Origin of the sequence: Flavobacterium pectinovorum, assembly GCF_900142715.1 — a bacterium.
GTDB classification, from domain to species: Bacteria; Bacteroidota; Bacteroidia; order Flavobacteriales; family Flavobacteriaceae; genus Flavobacterium; species Flavobacterium pectinovorum.
The window spans coordinates 136,215-153,082 of sequence record NZ_FRBX01000007.1 but is presented as its reverse complement, the minus strand read 5'-3'; the positions used below and the strand labels follow the sequence as shown (position 1 = coordinate 153,082).

Annotated in this window: 8 protein-coding genes; all 8 read right to left on the bottom strand. The window is 34.6% G+C overall.

Going from position 1 to position 16,868, the window contains the following annotated elements:
* Positions 1 to 40: 40 nt before the first annotated feature.
* Positions 41 to 2,017: an alpha-L-arabinofuranosidase C-terminal domain-containing protein gene (locus tag BUE22_RS20965; protein ID WP_073397949.1), complete on the bottom strand. Its 1,977-nt coding sequence runs from the start codon at positions 2,015 to 2,017 to the stop codon at positions 41 to 43.
* A 21-nt stretch (positions 2,018 to 2,038) separates the two neighbouring features.
* Positions 2,039 to 3,478, bottom strand: coding sequence for a glycoside hydrolase family 28 protein (locus BUE22_RS20960; RefSeq protein WP_073397948.1), 1,440 nt, complete (start codon positions 3,476 to 3,478; stop codon positions 2,039 to 2,041).
* A gap of 213 nt (positions 3,479 to 3,691) precedes the next feature.
* Positions 3,692 to 5,221: a glycoside hydrolase family 28 protein gene (locus BUE22_RS20955; protein WP_073397947.1), complete on the bottom strand. Its 1,530-nt coding sequence runs from the start codon at positions 5,219 to 5,221 to the stop codon at positions 3,692 to 3,694.
* 160 nt (positions 5,222 to 5,381) lie between these two features.
* Positions 5,382 to 7,019 (bottom strand): sodium/sugar symporter, encoded by a 1,638-nt coding sequence (locus BUE22_RS20950; RefSeq protein ID WP_073397946.1) that lies wholly within the window; start codon positions 7,017 to 7,019, stop codon positions 5,382 to 5,384.
* Between the two features lie 55 nt (positions 7,020 to 7,074).
* The gene (locus BUE22_RS20945) at positions 7,075 to 8,217 is read right to left on the bottom strand and encodes an acyltransferase family protein (RefSeq protein ID WP_073397945.1); all 1,143 of its coding nucleotides are present in this window, start codon (positions 8,215 to 8,217) and stop codon (positions 7,075 to 7,077) included.
* An 89-nt stretch (positions 8,218 to 8,306) separates the two neighbouring features.
* Positions 8,307 to 11,447: a beta-galactosidase, LacZ type gene (locus tag BUE22_RS20940; protein ID WP_073397944.1), complete on the bottom strand. Its 3,141-nt coding sequence runs from the start codon at positions 11,445 to 11,447 to the stop codon at positions 8,307 to 8,309.
* 43 nt (positions 11,448 to 11,490) lie between these two features.
* Positions 11,491 to 12,369: an inositol oxygenase family protein gene (locus BUE22_RS20935; protein ID WP_073397943.1), complete on the bottom strand. Its 879-nt coding sequence runs from the start codon at positions 12,367 to 12,369 to the stop codon at positions 11,491 to 11,493.
* A 441-nt stretch (positions 12,370 to 12,810) separates the two neighbouring features.
* Positions 12,811 to 16,845 carry a hybrid sensor histidine kinase/response regulator gene (locus BUE22_RS20930; RefSeq protein WP_073397942.1) on the bottom strand — a complete coding sequence of 1,345 codons (4,035 nt, stop codon included), beginning with the start codon at positions 16,843 to 16,845 and terminating at the stop codon, positions 12,811 to 12,813.
* Between the last annotated feature and the right edge of the window lie 23 nt (positions 16,846 to 16,868).

Here is a 16,868-nt window from a genome sequence, read left to right as displayed (position 1 = left end):
TTTTTCAATTAATAATTTACAATCGACAATTTACAATTAATTAATTCATTTTGAGTTTTAAAACAGTTACCGAATAAGCCGGAAGATTTAATTGCTGGTTTCCTTTTGTTATTTTGTATTCGCTTTGTTTTGGAGTTATCTTTTTCGGATCTGCAAAAGTATTTTCATCTTGCGTATTTGGACTTTCAAGTCTAATAATTGTTCCTTTTGATCCTAATTTTGCTCCTTTTAAATCAAGACTAACATCTTGTGCTGATTCGGCTGTATTTACCAATTTTACAATTATTTCTTTGCTGTTTGCATCTTTTACTGCCGAAGCATATAAACTATTTTGTCCCGTTAAAGCTTTTCCATCTTTGGTAATACTTAACAAATCAGTTCCTTTATTAGTTGAAAATAACTGCTGTACATAATAGTTTGCCGAACCGTAAGATTGTAAATTATTGAACCAAATCATATCTGGAGTCCACTGCCAGGCATCTTCGTGCGCCATTAAAGGTGCATAAGATGTTAAATGAACTACTTCTGCATTTCTTTCTAAACCAGTCATAAAAGCGGCTTCAGAAAAAGCACATTCCCAGTTATTTCTGTTATTCGGATTTGCGCCCGAAACACTTTGTGCGGCATATTCTCCTGCAAATATTTTTGGGCCTTTTCTGTCGTATTTATCATAACGTCCTGCGTTTTCTCTAAACCATTTCGGGCTTTCGTAATAATGCTCATCTACCAATTCTGCATTTAGTTTTTTAAGTTCTTGCATAGCAAAATCAAAATGTTCGCCTGCAGGTGAAGGCCCGCTTCCTGAAACAATTATGATATTTGGATATTTTGCCTTAATTGCTTTTTCAAAAACTTTGTATCTGTCAATGTAATCTGGTCCCCATTGCTCGTTTCCAACTCCAATATATTTTAGATTAAAAGGTTTTGGATGTCCCATATCGGAACGGATTTTCCCCCAAGCGGACGTAACGGCACCATTGGCAAATTCGATTAAATCTAAAGCGTCCTGTACATAAGGATCTAGTTCGTTTATGGCTGCCAATTCTCCTGTATTATACTGACAAGCCATTCCGCAGCTTAAAATCGGCAATGGTTCTGCTCCAATATCTTCTGAAAGTTGGAAATACTCAAAAAATCCTAAACCAAAACTTTGAAAATAATCTGGAGTTTGTTTATGGTTGAATTCTACATTCCAACGGTTCATCTTTGTTTCTCTATCGTCTACATTTCCAACTGATTTTTTCCATTGGTAACGATCAGACAATGTTCTTCCTTCAACAATACAACCTCCGGGAAAACGTAAAAATCCAGGTTTCATATCATATAAAAGCTGTACCAAATCTTTACGAAGTCCGTTTTTTCTGTTCTTCCAGGTATCTTCCGGGAAAAGCGAAATCATATCTAAATCTATCGTTCCTGTTCCTTCAAAAGTTATTTTCAGCTTTGCTTTTGCTTCCGTTTGAGTTGCTGTAATTGATGCAGTATAATTTGCCCATTCCTCTGATTTTGGAACAATGCTCGTTTCTCCAATTACTTTTTGGTCTTTATCAATAAGCTGAACTATAATCTTTTGAATTGCCGAATTGTGATTGGCTGCTTTTAATGAAAGGTTATATTTTGCATCTTTTTTCACTCCCATTCCTCTGAAGCCTTCATTTATTAAAGCGTAACCTTTAGCATTATTAATTTCTACTCTGCAAAAAACCGTATTATCTGCCTCAATTTTGACTGGCGCTGCACTTCCGGATTCTTTATTCAAAGAAGATCTTTTTGTATTGGGCTGCTCCCAACCCATCAAAGGTTTATCAAATTCAAAAGACCTGTTTTTAATCAATTCGGCATATAATCCTCCATCTGCAGCAAAATTGATATCTTCAAAAAACAAACCGAACATCGTTGGCTGAATTTTGGTGATGGTTTTCGTGGCATCAACTTCTAAAATTGTTTTTTGAGCATTTACATAAAAACTGCTTAAAAGCATACAAATGGTGAATGTTCTAAGGATATTATTTTTCATAGTTTTTTGGAATGGAAGGAATTATTTTTTTACTGCCTCTAATTTAGCAGGAAAAGCTGATTGTCCGTCTAAATTTGTTACAATTAAATCATCAACATTTTTACTTTCGATTGCGTATTTAAAATATTCCGGTTTATTTTTTCCCCATTGTACGGTACAATTCTGCACTTTGATACGTTCTGCTGAATCAAAATAAAATCCCGAAGTACTTCCTTTTACAAAACCTTCTACATTAGAGGGGCGTCTGTCATACACTCCGCCAGGAAAAGAGGTTGTTTTATCAATAAAAACACTCACATTATCAAAAACAATATTCTTAATTTTATCTTTTGATTCTCCGCTTACAAACACACCGTTCTCTCCTGTACACTGAATATTAGAAAAATAGATGTTTTTTATTTCGCCTACTTTTCCTTCTGTTGCTCCTTTTGGAAAACGCCAGTTGGCATCTTTATGATTTCCTTTTGCTCTGCTAAAAGCCGTTACATAAATGGGCTCTGCTTTTCCCCACCAGGTATCTGTCGTTAATTTACCTTCGATAATAATATTAGAAAAAATAACATCACTTACTGTTCCTTCATCTCGATTTTGAATTCCCAACGCGCGATTGCTGTTTTTAATAATACAATTATTGAAAACCACTTGTCTAATCGCATCCATGTTTTCTGAACCAATTTTGATGGCGCAGCTGCTGCTCGTCATTGTACAATTGGTCACCGTAATGTTTTCACAGGCTCCAAATTCTTCAAATTCTCTTCTGTTTTTCAAACAAATACAATCATCGCCGCTTTCAATATAACAATCACTGATTCTCACATTTTTGGAATGATCCAAATCGATACCGTCACTATTGCGGACTTTTAGGCTGTTCAACAAAGTAATACCGCTAATAACAACATCATTACAGCCAACCAAATGAATGGTCCAGTAAGCCGAATTTCCGATATGAACATCTTTGATTCTGATATTTTTTCCTCCAATAATGGTCAACACGTGTGGACGTGGATCAAGTACATTAAAAGGTTTTAAAACATAAGAATCTTCGAGTTCTTCACCCATAAAAGAAATTCCGTTTCCATCTATTTTTCCGCTTCCGCTAATGGTAAAATCTTCTACATTTTCTCCTCCAATCCAAATTGTCCCTTCTCCCGGATTGGTTCTGAAAGCGCTTTTTGTGTATAATTTTTCATCCGGACTTGCCAATAATTTCGCTCCGGCTTCGATATGAAGATCTACTTTTGATTTTACATCAATTGGTCCAGCTAAAAAGATAAACGGTGCCGGAATTAAAACTCTTCCACCCGTTTTACTACAGGCATCAATTGCTTTTTGAATGGCAGCGGCATCATTGGTCTTCCCGTCTCCTTTTGCTCCGTATTTTTTAACGTCGTAAATATTCTGTGCCGAAACGGTCAAGGAAAGACAAAAAATTAGGATCGCGATTATAGATTTCTTTTTCATTTCATTTTATTTATTAAAAACCTTGTTTAAGATAGTCTACGCAAAGTTTTTGGTTTATTTTTTTAATCTCGTAAAGTCGCAGCGTTTTTTTTTTCACGCAGATTCTACAGATTTAAGCAGATTAGATTTAAAAAAAAATCTGCAAAATCTGCTTAAATCTTTTTTAAATCTGCGTGAAAAAACTTTGCGCCTTAGAGCCTTTGTGGCAAAATTTCAATGCGCTGGCAGTTCAAATTTATTTTGTTCTGGTTCTATTTTTCGTTTTAAAGATTCACTGTCTAAATTGCTTGATGAAACATCTTTAAAAATAATTTGATTGATTTTATCCGAAGGCATATCAATAGCTTTCATTCTCAGATTTTTTACATCATCAAAAACAAAGGCTGGACGAAAATCTTCTTTCTCTAAAATGAGTTTTATATTCTTCATTTCGATTCCGTTTACGTGACGCACATAAAATCCCCAAGAAGGCAATTCTCCAAACATGGAAAATTCGGGGTAACCGTTTATGTTTTCTTTTACATCTTTTAATCTGCTTAAAGGATGATACGCCATTCCTTTTGAAGCTCTTCCCGGATAGGTGATTTCAATATTTTCTAAAGTTACATTTTCTATCAAATGTCCCGGAATTCCCGCAATAGAAGCCGGAAACGAATTATGGAAATAATCAACTTCTGGTCCGCGCATATCATAATCAATATCCGGACGGCCAAAAGGAACCTGCACTTTTACATTTTTTATCGATACATTTTTGATATAACCCGGCTTATCTCCATTTCGGTGACCTAAACGAATTAATATCGCATTTCCTGTATTTACGGCGGTAATATTTGAAACTTTAATATTCTCAATCTCGGCTCCATCTACAGATTCAATTGCGATTGCCGATCTGAAAGTATCATAGACCTCGATATTCTCGATAGTTACGTTTTTGAAACTGCCATAAGAACCTGTACCAAATTTAACAGCATTGGCACTCGATCTAATCCTGCAGTTGGCAATGTAAATATTATTGTTCTGCAATCCCGGTGACTCTGATTTTAAGCAGATTCCGTCATCTGCGGCGTTTACATTGCAGTTTGTTATTCGAACATTTTCACATCCGTTAACATCAATTCCATCATTGTTCCAATAAGCGGTACTATTGACTTTCATAGCATCGATTACAATATTTTTGCATTCGGTAAAACACTGCACCCAGCCCGGACTGTTTTTTAATGTGATATTGATCATCGTTATAGAATCGCATTTTACAAACGAAATCAGCTTTCCTCTTCCGTCTTCAGGACGCATTCTTCTGTAATTGTATTTGGGATCAATTCGAACTCCTGTATGATGGAGACTATCGATTGCTAATGCCAGTTCTCTTCCTTGTCCGTCTATAATTCCTTTTCCGTTTACTGCAATATTTTTTGCTTCATTGGCTATAATCAATGCTCTTATTCCTTCAAATTTAGGATAATCATCCGGATTTGTACTACCTAATAAAATTGCTCCTTCTTCAAAAAACAATTCAACTTCGCTTTTTAAGACTATGCTTCCTGATAGAAATTTTCCTTTAGAAAAAACAACTCTTCCGCCTTTATTTTTGTTGGCCGCATCAATCGCTTTTTGAATGGCTTTTGTATTTAAAGTTTTTCCGTCTCCTACGGCGCCATATTTTTTAATGTCAAATATCTTTTGCGCCGAAACGGTTAAGGAAATACAGAAAATTAGGATCGCGATTATAGATTTCTTTTTCATTTCTTTTTGTTTTTTATGCCACAAAGACACTAAGTCGCTAAGCTTTTTTATCTACAGTTTCTTTCAATAAACTTTGCGCCTTCAATCCTTTGCAAGCAATTTTCAATTTATTCTTTTTAAATAAACTTTGAGCCTTTGTGGCTTTGTGGCAAAATAAAAATTACCAGAAAACGGTATATAAAGCCACTAATATTCCGCAGATAATAAATGATCCTACAATAAACTCTGAAGAAACTTTAAACATCGAATTATCGACTTCGATTTTATGTATTTCAGCTTCTTCTTCAGATGCTGGATTTGCCAGACTAATACCAACCATTATAAATACAATTAAGAAGAAAACAATAGTCATTCGGTCTAAGAAAGGATAATCAGGAAAAGCGCCATCTGTCCACATTGGCAGGAATTTTAATATTGCAGCAAGAGGCACTGTTAATAATGCTCCCGCAAGTCCGGCTGATGGTGTTGTTTTTTTCCAGAACATTCCCAATAAAAAAACTGCTAAAACTCCAGGTGAAAAGAAACCCACATATTCTTGTATAAACTGATACGCCTGATCTAATGATTTTAATGCCGGCGCTACAATTGCTGCGATAATCATGCAGACCACCACACACCATCTTCCTGTACGTACCAGCTTTTTTTCTGTTGCCTGCGAATTGAAATATTTTTTATAAATATCTAAAGAAAATATAGTCGAAATACTATTTGCTTTTCCTGCCAAAGAAGCTACAATTGCTGCAGTCAAAGCGGCTAAAGCGACACCTTTTAATCCCGCAGGAAGTAAATTCATTAAAGTTGGATAAGCCTGATCTGGTTTTAAAACTCCCGCTGCATCTACCATTTCCTGCTGAAACATTCCGTTTGAGTGCATAACGAACATCGCAATACCCGGTAAAACAGCAATTATTGGAACTAATAATTTTAGAAAAGCAGCAAATAGAATTCCTTTTCGGGCTGTTTTTAAATCGGCTCCTAAAGCTCTCTGCACAATATATTGATTACATCCCCAATACGCCAGATTATTGATTAACATACCTCCGATCAAAACAGACATTCCCGGCAGTTCAGTATAATGCGGATTTGATTTTTCTAATATCATGTGCAAATGCCCGGGCGCTTCATCTGCAATAATTGAGAGTCCTTTTAAGATATCTTTTCCAAAACCAAACTGATCCGAAAGTAAAGTCAATGCTAAATAAGTGGTTACTAATCCGCCTAAAATTAATACTATAACCTGAAACATATCCGTATATCCAATTACTTTCATTCCCCCTAAAGTTACAATCACGGAGAATAAACTCAGCGCAATAACACAAAACTGAAAACTTACAGGAGCAATTGATGAAATAGCCAATGCACCTAAATAGATTATAGAAGTAAGATTTACAAACACATAAATTAAAAGCCAGATAATAGCCATAATGGTACTTACTGTTCCGCTGTATCTTTTGGCCAGAAACTGCGGCATGGTAAATATTTTATTTTTAAGATAAATGGGCAAAATGAACATCGCCACGATAATTAATGTGGCGGCAGACATCCATTCGTAAGAAGCAATCGCAAGTCCGATGGCAAATCCCGAACCACTCATACCGATAAAATGTTCTGCTGAAATATTAGAAGCGATCAGTGATGCTCCAATTGCCCACCAGGTAAGCGATCCTTCGGCTAAAAAATATTCGTTGGAACTGGTTGCTGCGGTTTTCTTGCTTCTGTAAATATACATTCCATAAGCCGTGACTATGACAAAGTAAATAAAGAAAACAATGTAATCTGCGGTTTGTAATACATTCATAATGTGTGGTTATTGTGTGGTTAGATAGTAAAATGTATTTAAATTTGAATGTCTCTCAAATTTTTAGAAACCATTTTCTTTTATATAGAAAGTAAAGTAAAATAAGCTGTACAACGGTTACAGACAACGCTGTAAAAAAAGGCTGCCATAAAAGCGGCGTAAAATTGATAAGTCCGCCAAAAACATAATCTGCAGTGTGTTTAAAATCAACTAAACCTTCGGCAGCGATGTAAATTAAAATAGAATTTGAACCGATTAAAATTAAAGGAAATGCCCATTTATGGAATCCGAAAAAATCAATTATCAAATAAAAAAAGACAAAAAATAAAATGCTAAATCCTCCAACAAAACACACAAATGAACTTGTCCATAAATGTTTATTGATTGGAAAATTAATATCCCATATCAAACCTGCAATAATCAGAACAACTGCCGTAAGAGTCATTAAAAGCAATTTTACTTTTATAGAAAAAGAGTATTTTGCTTTTAAAAATGTTCCTGTAAAAACACCTAATAATGCCGTAGCAATAGCAGGTATGGTAGAAAATATTCCTTCCGGATCATAAACCGTACTGTGCAGTCTGCCTGGTAAAAGCAAACGATCAATATATCCTTCCAGTGATCCTTCTTTGGTCAAAACTCCTGCGCCAAAGTCGGGAACAGGAATCCATTTCATTGCTGCATAATAGCCAAACAAAATAGCGAAAAACCAAATTAATTGTTTTTTAATGTCAAAATTTAAATAGATGATTCCGGCAAAAAACCAAGCCAGTCCAATTCTTCCTAAAACACTTGCAAAACGGGTATGATCAAAACCATCGAATCGCAATAATCCATTTACCACAAATCCTAAAACCAGTAAAATACAGGTTCTCCTCAGCATTGATAAGTAAATTTTCTTCTTTTCTTTACTTGGTAATTCTTGTGGCGTTTTTACGCCAGCCATTTCCATTTTCTTTTCAAAAGAGTACGGCATTGAAACTCCTGCAACAAAAAGAAATACAGGAAAAATCATATCGTAAAACGTAATTCCATTCCATTCTGCATGATGCAGTTGCGATGACATCCAGATAAAAACGGGAATTGGGGCAGCTTTGGCAAGAGCATGAATTATGTGTTCTCCGCTCATAATCCAAAACATAACAAATCCGCGAAGCGCATCCAAAGAAATTAATCTTCCTTTTGTAGTGTTACTCATTTTTTAGTATTCAGTGGTCGGTTGATAGTTTTTTTTAGTATTCAATCTAGTCCCAGTTTTCAGTACAAATGAGACTGAAAACTAAAAACTTATTCAATTGGTTTTATGACAAATCCGTAGCTGTATTCATTTTGAGTCAATACATACTGTTCGTGCGGAGGTAATCCCCAACTGTTGTCTCCTCCTAATCCGCGCTGGGTTAAGTCTACACAAACCACTACTTCTTCTCTTGGCGTAATATCGCTGGAATGAATATTTTTCTTAGAAATTCCTCCGTCAAAATCACTCGGATAATTATTTAAAGCACTCATACATAAAGGTTGCAGACCTTTTATTTCCAGGCCATTTCCATTATTGCCTGACAACTTAAACCAGCGTATATCCGTTTTGTATCCATTTTCTTGTGGGCGTGTATAAGGCACATATTGTTTTGCAACTTTACTGTAATAAATTCCTTTGAATGAACTGGTTTTTCTATCTGAATAATTTTCTAAAGGTCCTCTTCCGTAATAATCCAGATTTTCTAATGTGTTTTTTAAGGTGAAAATCATTCCGAAACGAGGCAGTTCCGGCAACGGATTATTGCCTTTTTTATAAGACGCATGTATTTCTAAAGCACCGTCATTTCCTAATGAATATTTAATTGTATAATCAGAAGCAACATCATTCAGTTTTAATTTGGCAACGATATATTGCTTTCCGTTTTCCTCTGTTTGCTGAATGCTTTCTAAACTGGTATTTTTACCGGCTGTTCTCCAAACATTCGTTCTAATCTGCATTTTATTCCCGATATCATTATCCGTTGGTGCTCTCCAGAAATTAGGTTCAGGATATTGTTTAAAGTATTCTTCGCCTTTTAAACTATAGAAAGAAATTAATCCCGTTTTTTTGCTGATTTTTACCACTACATTATCTGATGTCAATACAAACTGCTCCTTTTCGTCCTGAATTTTGGCTGCATTTACCTTTTCTGATTTTGTAAAATAGTTGGAATCTTCGATTACAAACTGCTCTTTGGCAACTTCAAAATGCTGTGGTAGTAATTCTGAACTTGTTTTAGTGTATGCAAAAACATTTAATAAATATTCTGTTCCTTCTTTTGATTGTAATTTTGGTAAATCAAGCTTAAACTGTTTTTTTGTTTTCGGATCTAAAGCAACATTAATTGTTCCTTCTTTAATTACTTTTCCGTTTTCTAAAACCTCATATTTAAAGTTGTATTTATTCAGATTTGTAAAGCCAAAATCGTTTACAATTTCGATTACTCCGTTTTTGATATCTACAGCATTAAATAAAATATCCTGATAGACTTTTTTTACTTCAAATGCTCCGGGATGCGGTGTTCTGTCAGGAAAAACCAATCCGTTATGGCAAAAATTTTCATCATTTGTATAATTCTGACTTCCCAAATCGCCGCCATAAGCCCAATATTTTCTGCCAACTTCATCTGTTGTTTCAAATCCCTGATCTACCCAATCCCAGATAAAACCACCTTGCATATTTTTGCTTCCGCGAATGATATCCCAGTATTCCTGAAAATTACCGCTGCTGTTTCCCATCGCATGCGAATACTCACACATGATATAAGGACGTGTAACTTCTTTACGTGCCGCATATTCCTTCATGTATTCTATTGTTGGGTACATTGGGCAAACGATATCGGTATTTTCATTTTCTTTTGCCTGCTCAAACTGAACCAATCTTGTATTATCTCTTTTTTTGATCCATTTGTAGGCGTCATGAAAAACGGGTCCGTTGGCACTTTCATTACCTAATGACCAAAGAATTACCGATGGCATATTTTTATCTCTTTCAACAAGACTATAGATTCTATCCAGATGTGCTTCTCTCCATTCCGGAAGATAACCCGGATTAGTTTTTGGATTCATCCAAATTAGAGGCTGTCCCTCTACTCCCATTCCATGGCTTTCGATATTGGCTTCATCCACCAAAAACAAACCGTATTTGTTACATAGTTTTACCCATAAAATATTGTTTGGATAATGACTGCAGCGCACTGAATTAATGTTCAGCTGTTTCATCATTTTGATGTCTTTCATCATCGTAGCTTCGTCCTGATAATGTCCCGTTTCCGGATTATGTTCGTGAATGTTTACGCCATGAACCATTAATCGAACTCCGTTTACCAATAATTGTCCGCCTTTTAATTCTACTTTTCTAAATCCTATTTGAGTGGAAACGGTTTCTACAATATCTCCTTTTTCATTTTTTAAGGTCAAAAGCAACGTGTATAAATTTGGTGTTTCACTGCTCCATAACTTTGGATTGGAAACATTCTGAGCAAAATTTAAAGTCTGAATTTTTGATGCTTCAAAATTGACATTCAATTCTTTTGTAAATACATTTTTTCCTGAAGCATCTACGAATTTTGCTATTAATTTTTGATTGTTAACAGCAGTTGAAGTCAGGTTTTTCAAACTTACTTCTACATTCAGACTTCCGTTTTTGTATTTGGCATCTAAGTCTGGTTTGGCAAAAAAATCTGAAATTCGAACATTATCTGTGCTGTACAAATACACATTCCTATCAATTCCAGACAGTCGCCACATATCCTGATCTTCCAGATATGAACCGTCACTCCATCTGTAAACTTCTACAGCTAAATCATTTTTTCCTGGTTTTAAATATTTAGAAATATCAAACTCTGCCGGGCTTTTGGTGTTTTCGGTATACCCTACTTTTTCACCATTCACCCAAATATACATGGCTGATGTTCCTGCTTCAAAATGAAGAAAAACATGTCGGTTTTTCCAGTTTTCAGGCAAAACAAAATCTTTTTTATAAGAACCTACAGGATTATCCCAATGATTGATAAAAGGCGGATTTTTCTCAAAAGGATAGGTGATATTGGTATAAATTGGAATACCATAACCATGCAGTTCCCAATTCGACGGCACTTGAAGTTCGTTCCAATGCAGTGTACTGAAATCTGTTTTGTAAAAATCCTTCGAGCGTTGATCTGGCGTTGGTGACCAGGAAAATTTCCATTTACCGTTTAAAGAAAAATACCAGGGTGAGTTTTCATATTTATCAATTATAGCAGAAGTTTCATCTGCATAAGGCAAAAAAGCTGCACGCGCAGGTTCTCTGTTAATTTGAAATACTTGAGGATTTTCCCAATCGTTACGATCTTTTTCCTGAGCGAAAACTACAGTTACACAAAGTATCAGCAGGTTTAATAAAAATATTTTGGTTTTGATCTTATGCATTATTTTGGTTTTAGATAGCTTTCAAATGAAATTTTTGATATTTCTAGAACTTCAATTTCTCAGGCAAATATTTAGCAACTAATTCTTTATAATAAGGAAGTAATGCTTTTACATCTGGTTTAACCGGTGCTTTAGTGTATAAATCATACGGATTGAACTTTCTTACCCAATCAAACATTTCTATGTCTTTTTCATTCATTAAATGGGCATAAGCATTTTCTTTATGCTGTGAATAAAAAGAATGATAACGAATCATGTATAAAGCCGGATCCGGAAGATAATCTTTCATAATCTGATACAAATATTCGTCATGACCCCAGCTCATTTTTACCTTTTCCAATCCGCAGTTTTGGGTATAAACTCCAAATTTGGTATTGAATCTTTCGTCTGTGTAATCGGGGTTTTCTTTGAAAAATTCTGAGTAAACAATTTTGTCCGAGTAAGCACATCCAACTGGAAATGTATCACCGACAACTGCCCACTGCGGTTCTCCAAACAAACATAAAATTTTACCTAAATCATGAATAAAACCTGTCAGTACAAACCAATCTGGGTGACCGTCTGCTCTAATGGCTTCAGAAGTCTGTAAAAGGTGTTGTGTTTGGTCTAAGTCAATATCTGGGTCGCTGTCGTCTACAAGCGTATTTAAAAACTCAACTGCTTCCCAGATTGACATTTCTTTTTTATTGAATTGTAGAAACTCCTGCTCTTTGCTGCACACAAAATCATAAGTTTGATAGGTATGGTTTATTCTATAAAATTCCTTAACCGTTTCTACTCTTTCCGAATCGACATAATTCCTGAATTCTTCTTTTTGTTTTTCGGGTGTACTTTCAGAAGGATCAGGATATCGCAATAACAAATCATCTTCCCATTCATCTAAATTATTCAACGGATTATCTGTATCTATATGCTTTTTCATAATGCTAAAAATTAAAAGTTATAAAGACAAAAATAGAATTACCTATACCGTTCAAAATGGATTAATACATCAAAAACATGGATAATTTTTATTATTGTAGGATTTTTAGAAATATTTAGCTGATTATTTTGGTGTGTTCCCAAGGTTTCAATCACGGGAGACATAGCAGGAGAAATTAGATTATGGATATGCATTTGCGTTCGCGCGGTTGAAACCGCGGGCAATGTTTTGAATATTGAAATGAAAGGTTGAGGAATCCCATTTCAAACATAGCCCGTGGTTTCAACCACGGGAGACGTATTGGGAGAAATTAGATTGTGGACATAGATTGCGTTCCTGTGGTTGAAACCACAGGCTATGTTTTTAATATTGAAAAAAAAATGCGGAATTGCACATCAAATATAGCCCGTGGTTTCAACCACGGGGACATCGAAAGGAAAATTAATTAATCAGCTTACTCGGCGGAAAACCAAACTGCTTTTTAAAACATCGACTGAAATACAAAGGATCATTGAAGCCCACCAAATTAGTCACTTCAGAAACATTGTACTTTTTAGTTTTGAGTAGTTCTGCTGATTTTTTTAAACGAATAGTTCTGATAAATTCGTTTGGTGCTAAATCTGTTAGTTCTTTAATTTTTCTGTATAATTTTGAAGAGCTAACACCCAATTTATCACATAAAAATTCTGTCGAAAGATCTACTTCGCTCAAATTATCATTGATTAAATTGGTTACTTTTTCCATAAATTCTTCATCAATTGGCGAATGTGTCAGCATGCTGATCTTTCCTTCTACTTCGCCGGAGAATTTTTGTTTAAGTTCTAGTCTTGATTTGATTATGTTTTCAATAACTGTTTTAAGCAATAATGGTTCAAAAGGTTTAACCAAATAACCATCAGCTCCCATGTCATAGCCTTTTACTTTATCCATGTTTTCAGAAAGTGCAGTAAGCATTACAACTGGAATATGGCTTATAAATTCATCATTTTTTAATTGTTGACAAAACTCCAGTCCGTCCATAACAGGCATCATAACATCTGTAACGCATAAAATTGGTTTAATTTGTCGGCAGATTTTCAAACCTTCTTCTCCATTTTCTGCGTCATAAACTTTGTAATAATCAGATAAATAGTCAACCAGATATTTTCTAAGTTCGCTGTTATCTTCAATTACTAATATTTTTTCTTTTAAATCTGTGTTTTGAATAATTTTCTTAGCCGCTTTTTCCGGAATAAGCATACTTAAACTGTCATTTTTAAGCGCATATTCAAACACCTCTTTATGCTCGTAAGAATCACGGTCAATCGGAATTTCAACTCTAAATGTACTTCCCTTTCCTGTTGTACTTTCTACAGAAATAATTCCTTTATGAATTGCTACTAAAGATTTTACCAATGACAAACCAATACCCGATCCTGTATTATGGGCTTTACTGTTTGTTGCCTGATAAAATCGTTTGAAAATTTTATCCTGGCTTTTTAAAGGAATTCCAATTCCGTCATCGGTTACTTCGATCACTAAAATATCTTCAACCGTATCTTTAAGCCTGATGTACAAGTCTACATTTCCGTTTTTATTGGTAAACTTTAATGCATTCGATAAGAGATTGTACAGGATTTTATCATACTTATCATTATCCAGCCAGCCGTTTATTTCATCATCTTCAGAGATAAAATTGAGCTTAATCTTTTTATCATAAGCCATTTCCTTAAAGGAGTCAAAAATATTTTTCGAGTAAGCCAGAATATCGGTTTTAGTAACTTTTAGTTTTAATTCTCCTGACTGCGCTTTTCTAAAATCTAATACCTGGTTTACCAGATTCAGTAATCTGCTGGCATTTTGATAAATTAAATTATATCTGCTTTTTTCATAATCGGTAGCATTGCTGCTTTCATCTAAAAGTTGCTTCGCCGGACCTAAAATAAGCGTTAAAGGTGTTCTTAATTCATGCGAAATATTCGTAAAGAAACGTAATTTCTCATTATTCAATTTAACATCGTGTTCTCTATTTACTTTCTCAGTAAGGAGTTCTTGTTTTAAACGAATTCTGTTTTTAATTTCCTTTCTGATAAAATAAAAAACACCAAACAAAAGTGCCAAAAACAGTATAAAAGAAATAGGTGTCAGCCAAAAAGGCGGCAGGATTTTTATTTTATATGAAACTGTTTTGCTCCAATATCCGTCGCTGTTGCTTGATCTTATTTTAAAAACATAATTTCCGGGATAAAGATTTGTATACTGAACTATTCTTGACGTACTATTAACCGTTATCCATTGCTTATCAAAACCTTCCAGCATATATTGAAACTTATTCAGCTTTTCGTTTGCAAAAGATGGAGCCGAAAACTGAATCGAAAAATCGCGGTTCTTATGGGTAAGTTCTATTTCATTTCCATAATTCAAATCTTTTGAAAGCGGGATTTCTCCATTAATCTCCATTTCCGGGAAAACTTCTTCATTCTGAATTTTAAATTCGGAAATCACGGGCAACGGCGCCCATTTGTTTCTTTTCATTGCTGGTGGGGAAAAAGAAATAATTCCATTTTTACCTCCCAGAAAAATATTCGAATTATTAAAGTAAAAAAAGCCGCTTGAACTAAAAACGTCCAATCTGTTACCGCTGTTTACATGATAAATACTGATATCCCTTAAATTAGCTTTAACAAAAGCAATATTATTGTTATTGATATTCAGCCACAAATTTCCTTGTGTATCTGATAAAATATCAGTAATCCATTTCCCGGAAAGTTCTTTAAGATTTTTTACCGGTTCAAATTCATTTTTTTTCGGATCATATAAACACAGCCCAAAACGTGTTGACGCCCATATTTTGCCTTTTGCATCAACCAAAACGTCACTCACATTTTCATCATGAGGAACTCCTTTTTCTTTGATAAAAAGCGACGAATAGGTTTCTATTTTTCCAGAATTGATATTGTATTTTACAACTCCGGTTTCTGTGGCAAACCAAACATTATTTTTAGCATCTCTTTCAATTGCATTAATCTGAAAGTCCGGTAAAAGTTTACTTGATGTTTCTACTTGCAGCGTTTTGGTGTTCAAAATTACTGCGCCTTCTCCAAAAGAACCTACTATCATCGAATCGTCTGTAATCTTTGTAAAAGCAAAAACAGGGGATTTTTCAAATCCTGCCTTTATTTCTCTGGAAGAATTTGTACTGTAATTGTACACTAATATATTTCCGTCCCAAAGGCCGCAATAAAAGATTTTACCGTCGTCAGAATAAATACTCGCAATATCTTTTCCTGTGTTATGTAAAGGAGTTGAGCCTTTTGTATTTGAAATAAAAAGTCCATTATGGTAAGTCGCCACAATCACTTTTTGATCATACGTTTTAGCAAAACCTCTAATACGCGGTGCCTGATTACCTATAGAACGTGAAATATCCTTGTTTAAAGTGAACTGATTTTCATAAGGATCGTATTTATCCAAACCATCTTCTGTCCCGATCCATAAAACTCCGGAAGCATCAAAATAAAGTGCTGAAATTAAATTATCTACAAGTGAAGTATCATCTGATAAAATAGAATAATACCATTTATAATTTCCCTTTTGAATATCTTCTAATTGATTGCAAACCAGCAATCCGCCCAAAGTTCCAACCCAGTATTTTCCATCGGGAGCGCGTGCAACCGATAAAAAATAAGGTCCTAAAGCACCTCTAATCTGTTTGCTTTCTATATATAAATTGACAAATTGATCACTGGTTTTATCAAGTTTATATAAACCTTCACGGGTTCCGACAAAAATATCCGACTTGGCATCTTCGTAAATAAAATTAATATATGGATTTTTTATGTTGGAATATGGAACAGAAAGCGTGTAATTATTTATTCGTACAATTGCTCCTTTAGCATCCATTGTTATTTTTGCGATACCTGATTTTTCGTAACTGCCAACCCAGATATTGCCTTTTTTGTCTTCAAAAATTTCTTTTACATAATCAAAACCTTTAAGCTGAATTTTTTCGAATCGGTTTTCTTTCAGGAAAAACAGATACATACCTTTTGTTTTGGTACCTACCCAAACCCTTTTAAATTTATCTACATAAACCGATCTTACTTCATCATCGGGCAGACTGTTTGGATCTTCTTTTTTATGAAAAAAGGTCGTAAAAACATGCGTGTCCATCTGGAAAAGTGTCAGTCCTTTTCTGGTACCAATCCATAATTGATTTGAAGCTTCATCAAGTTCCAAAGCTGTAATGTCATCATTGTACAATTTATTTTTTCCTGGAGTAGAACTCATGTAATTTTTGAACTGATAACCATCGAAACGATTTAATCCTGAGAACGTTCCAAACCACATAAAGCCTTTTTTATCCTGTACAATATGGCGCACCGAATTATGAGACAATCCGTTATTGTCATTATAATGCGCAAATTTTATATTCTGCGAATAAGAATGATAAAAAAGGGCAAAAAATAAAAATAGTGCAAAAGATTTTTGTCTCATCGAAATAAATTATAAATGCAATT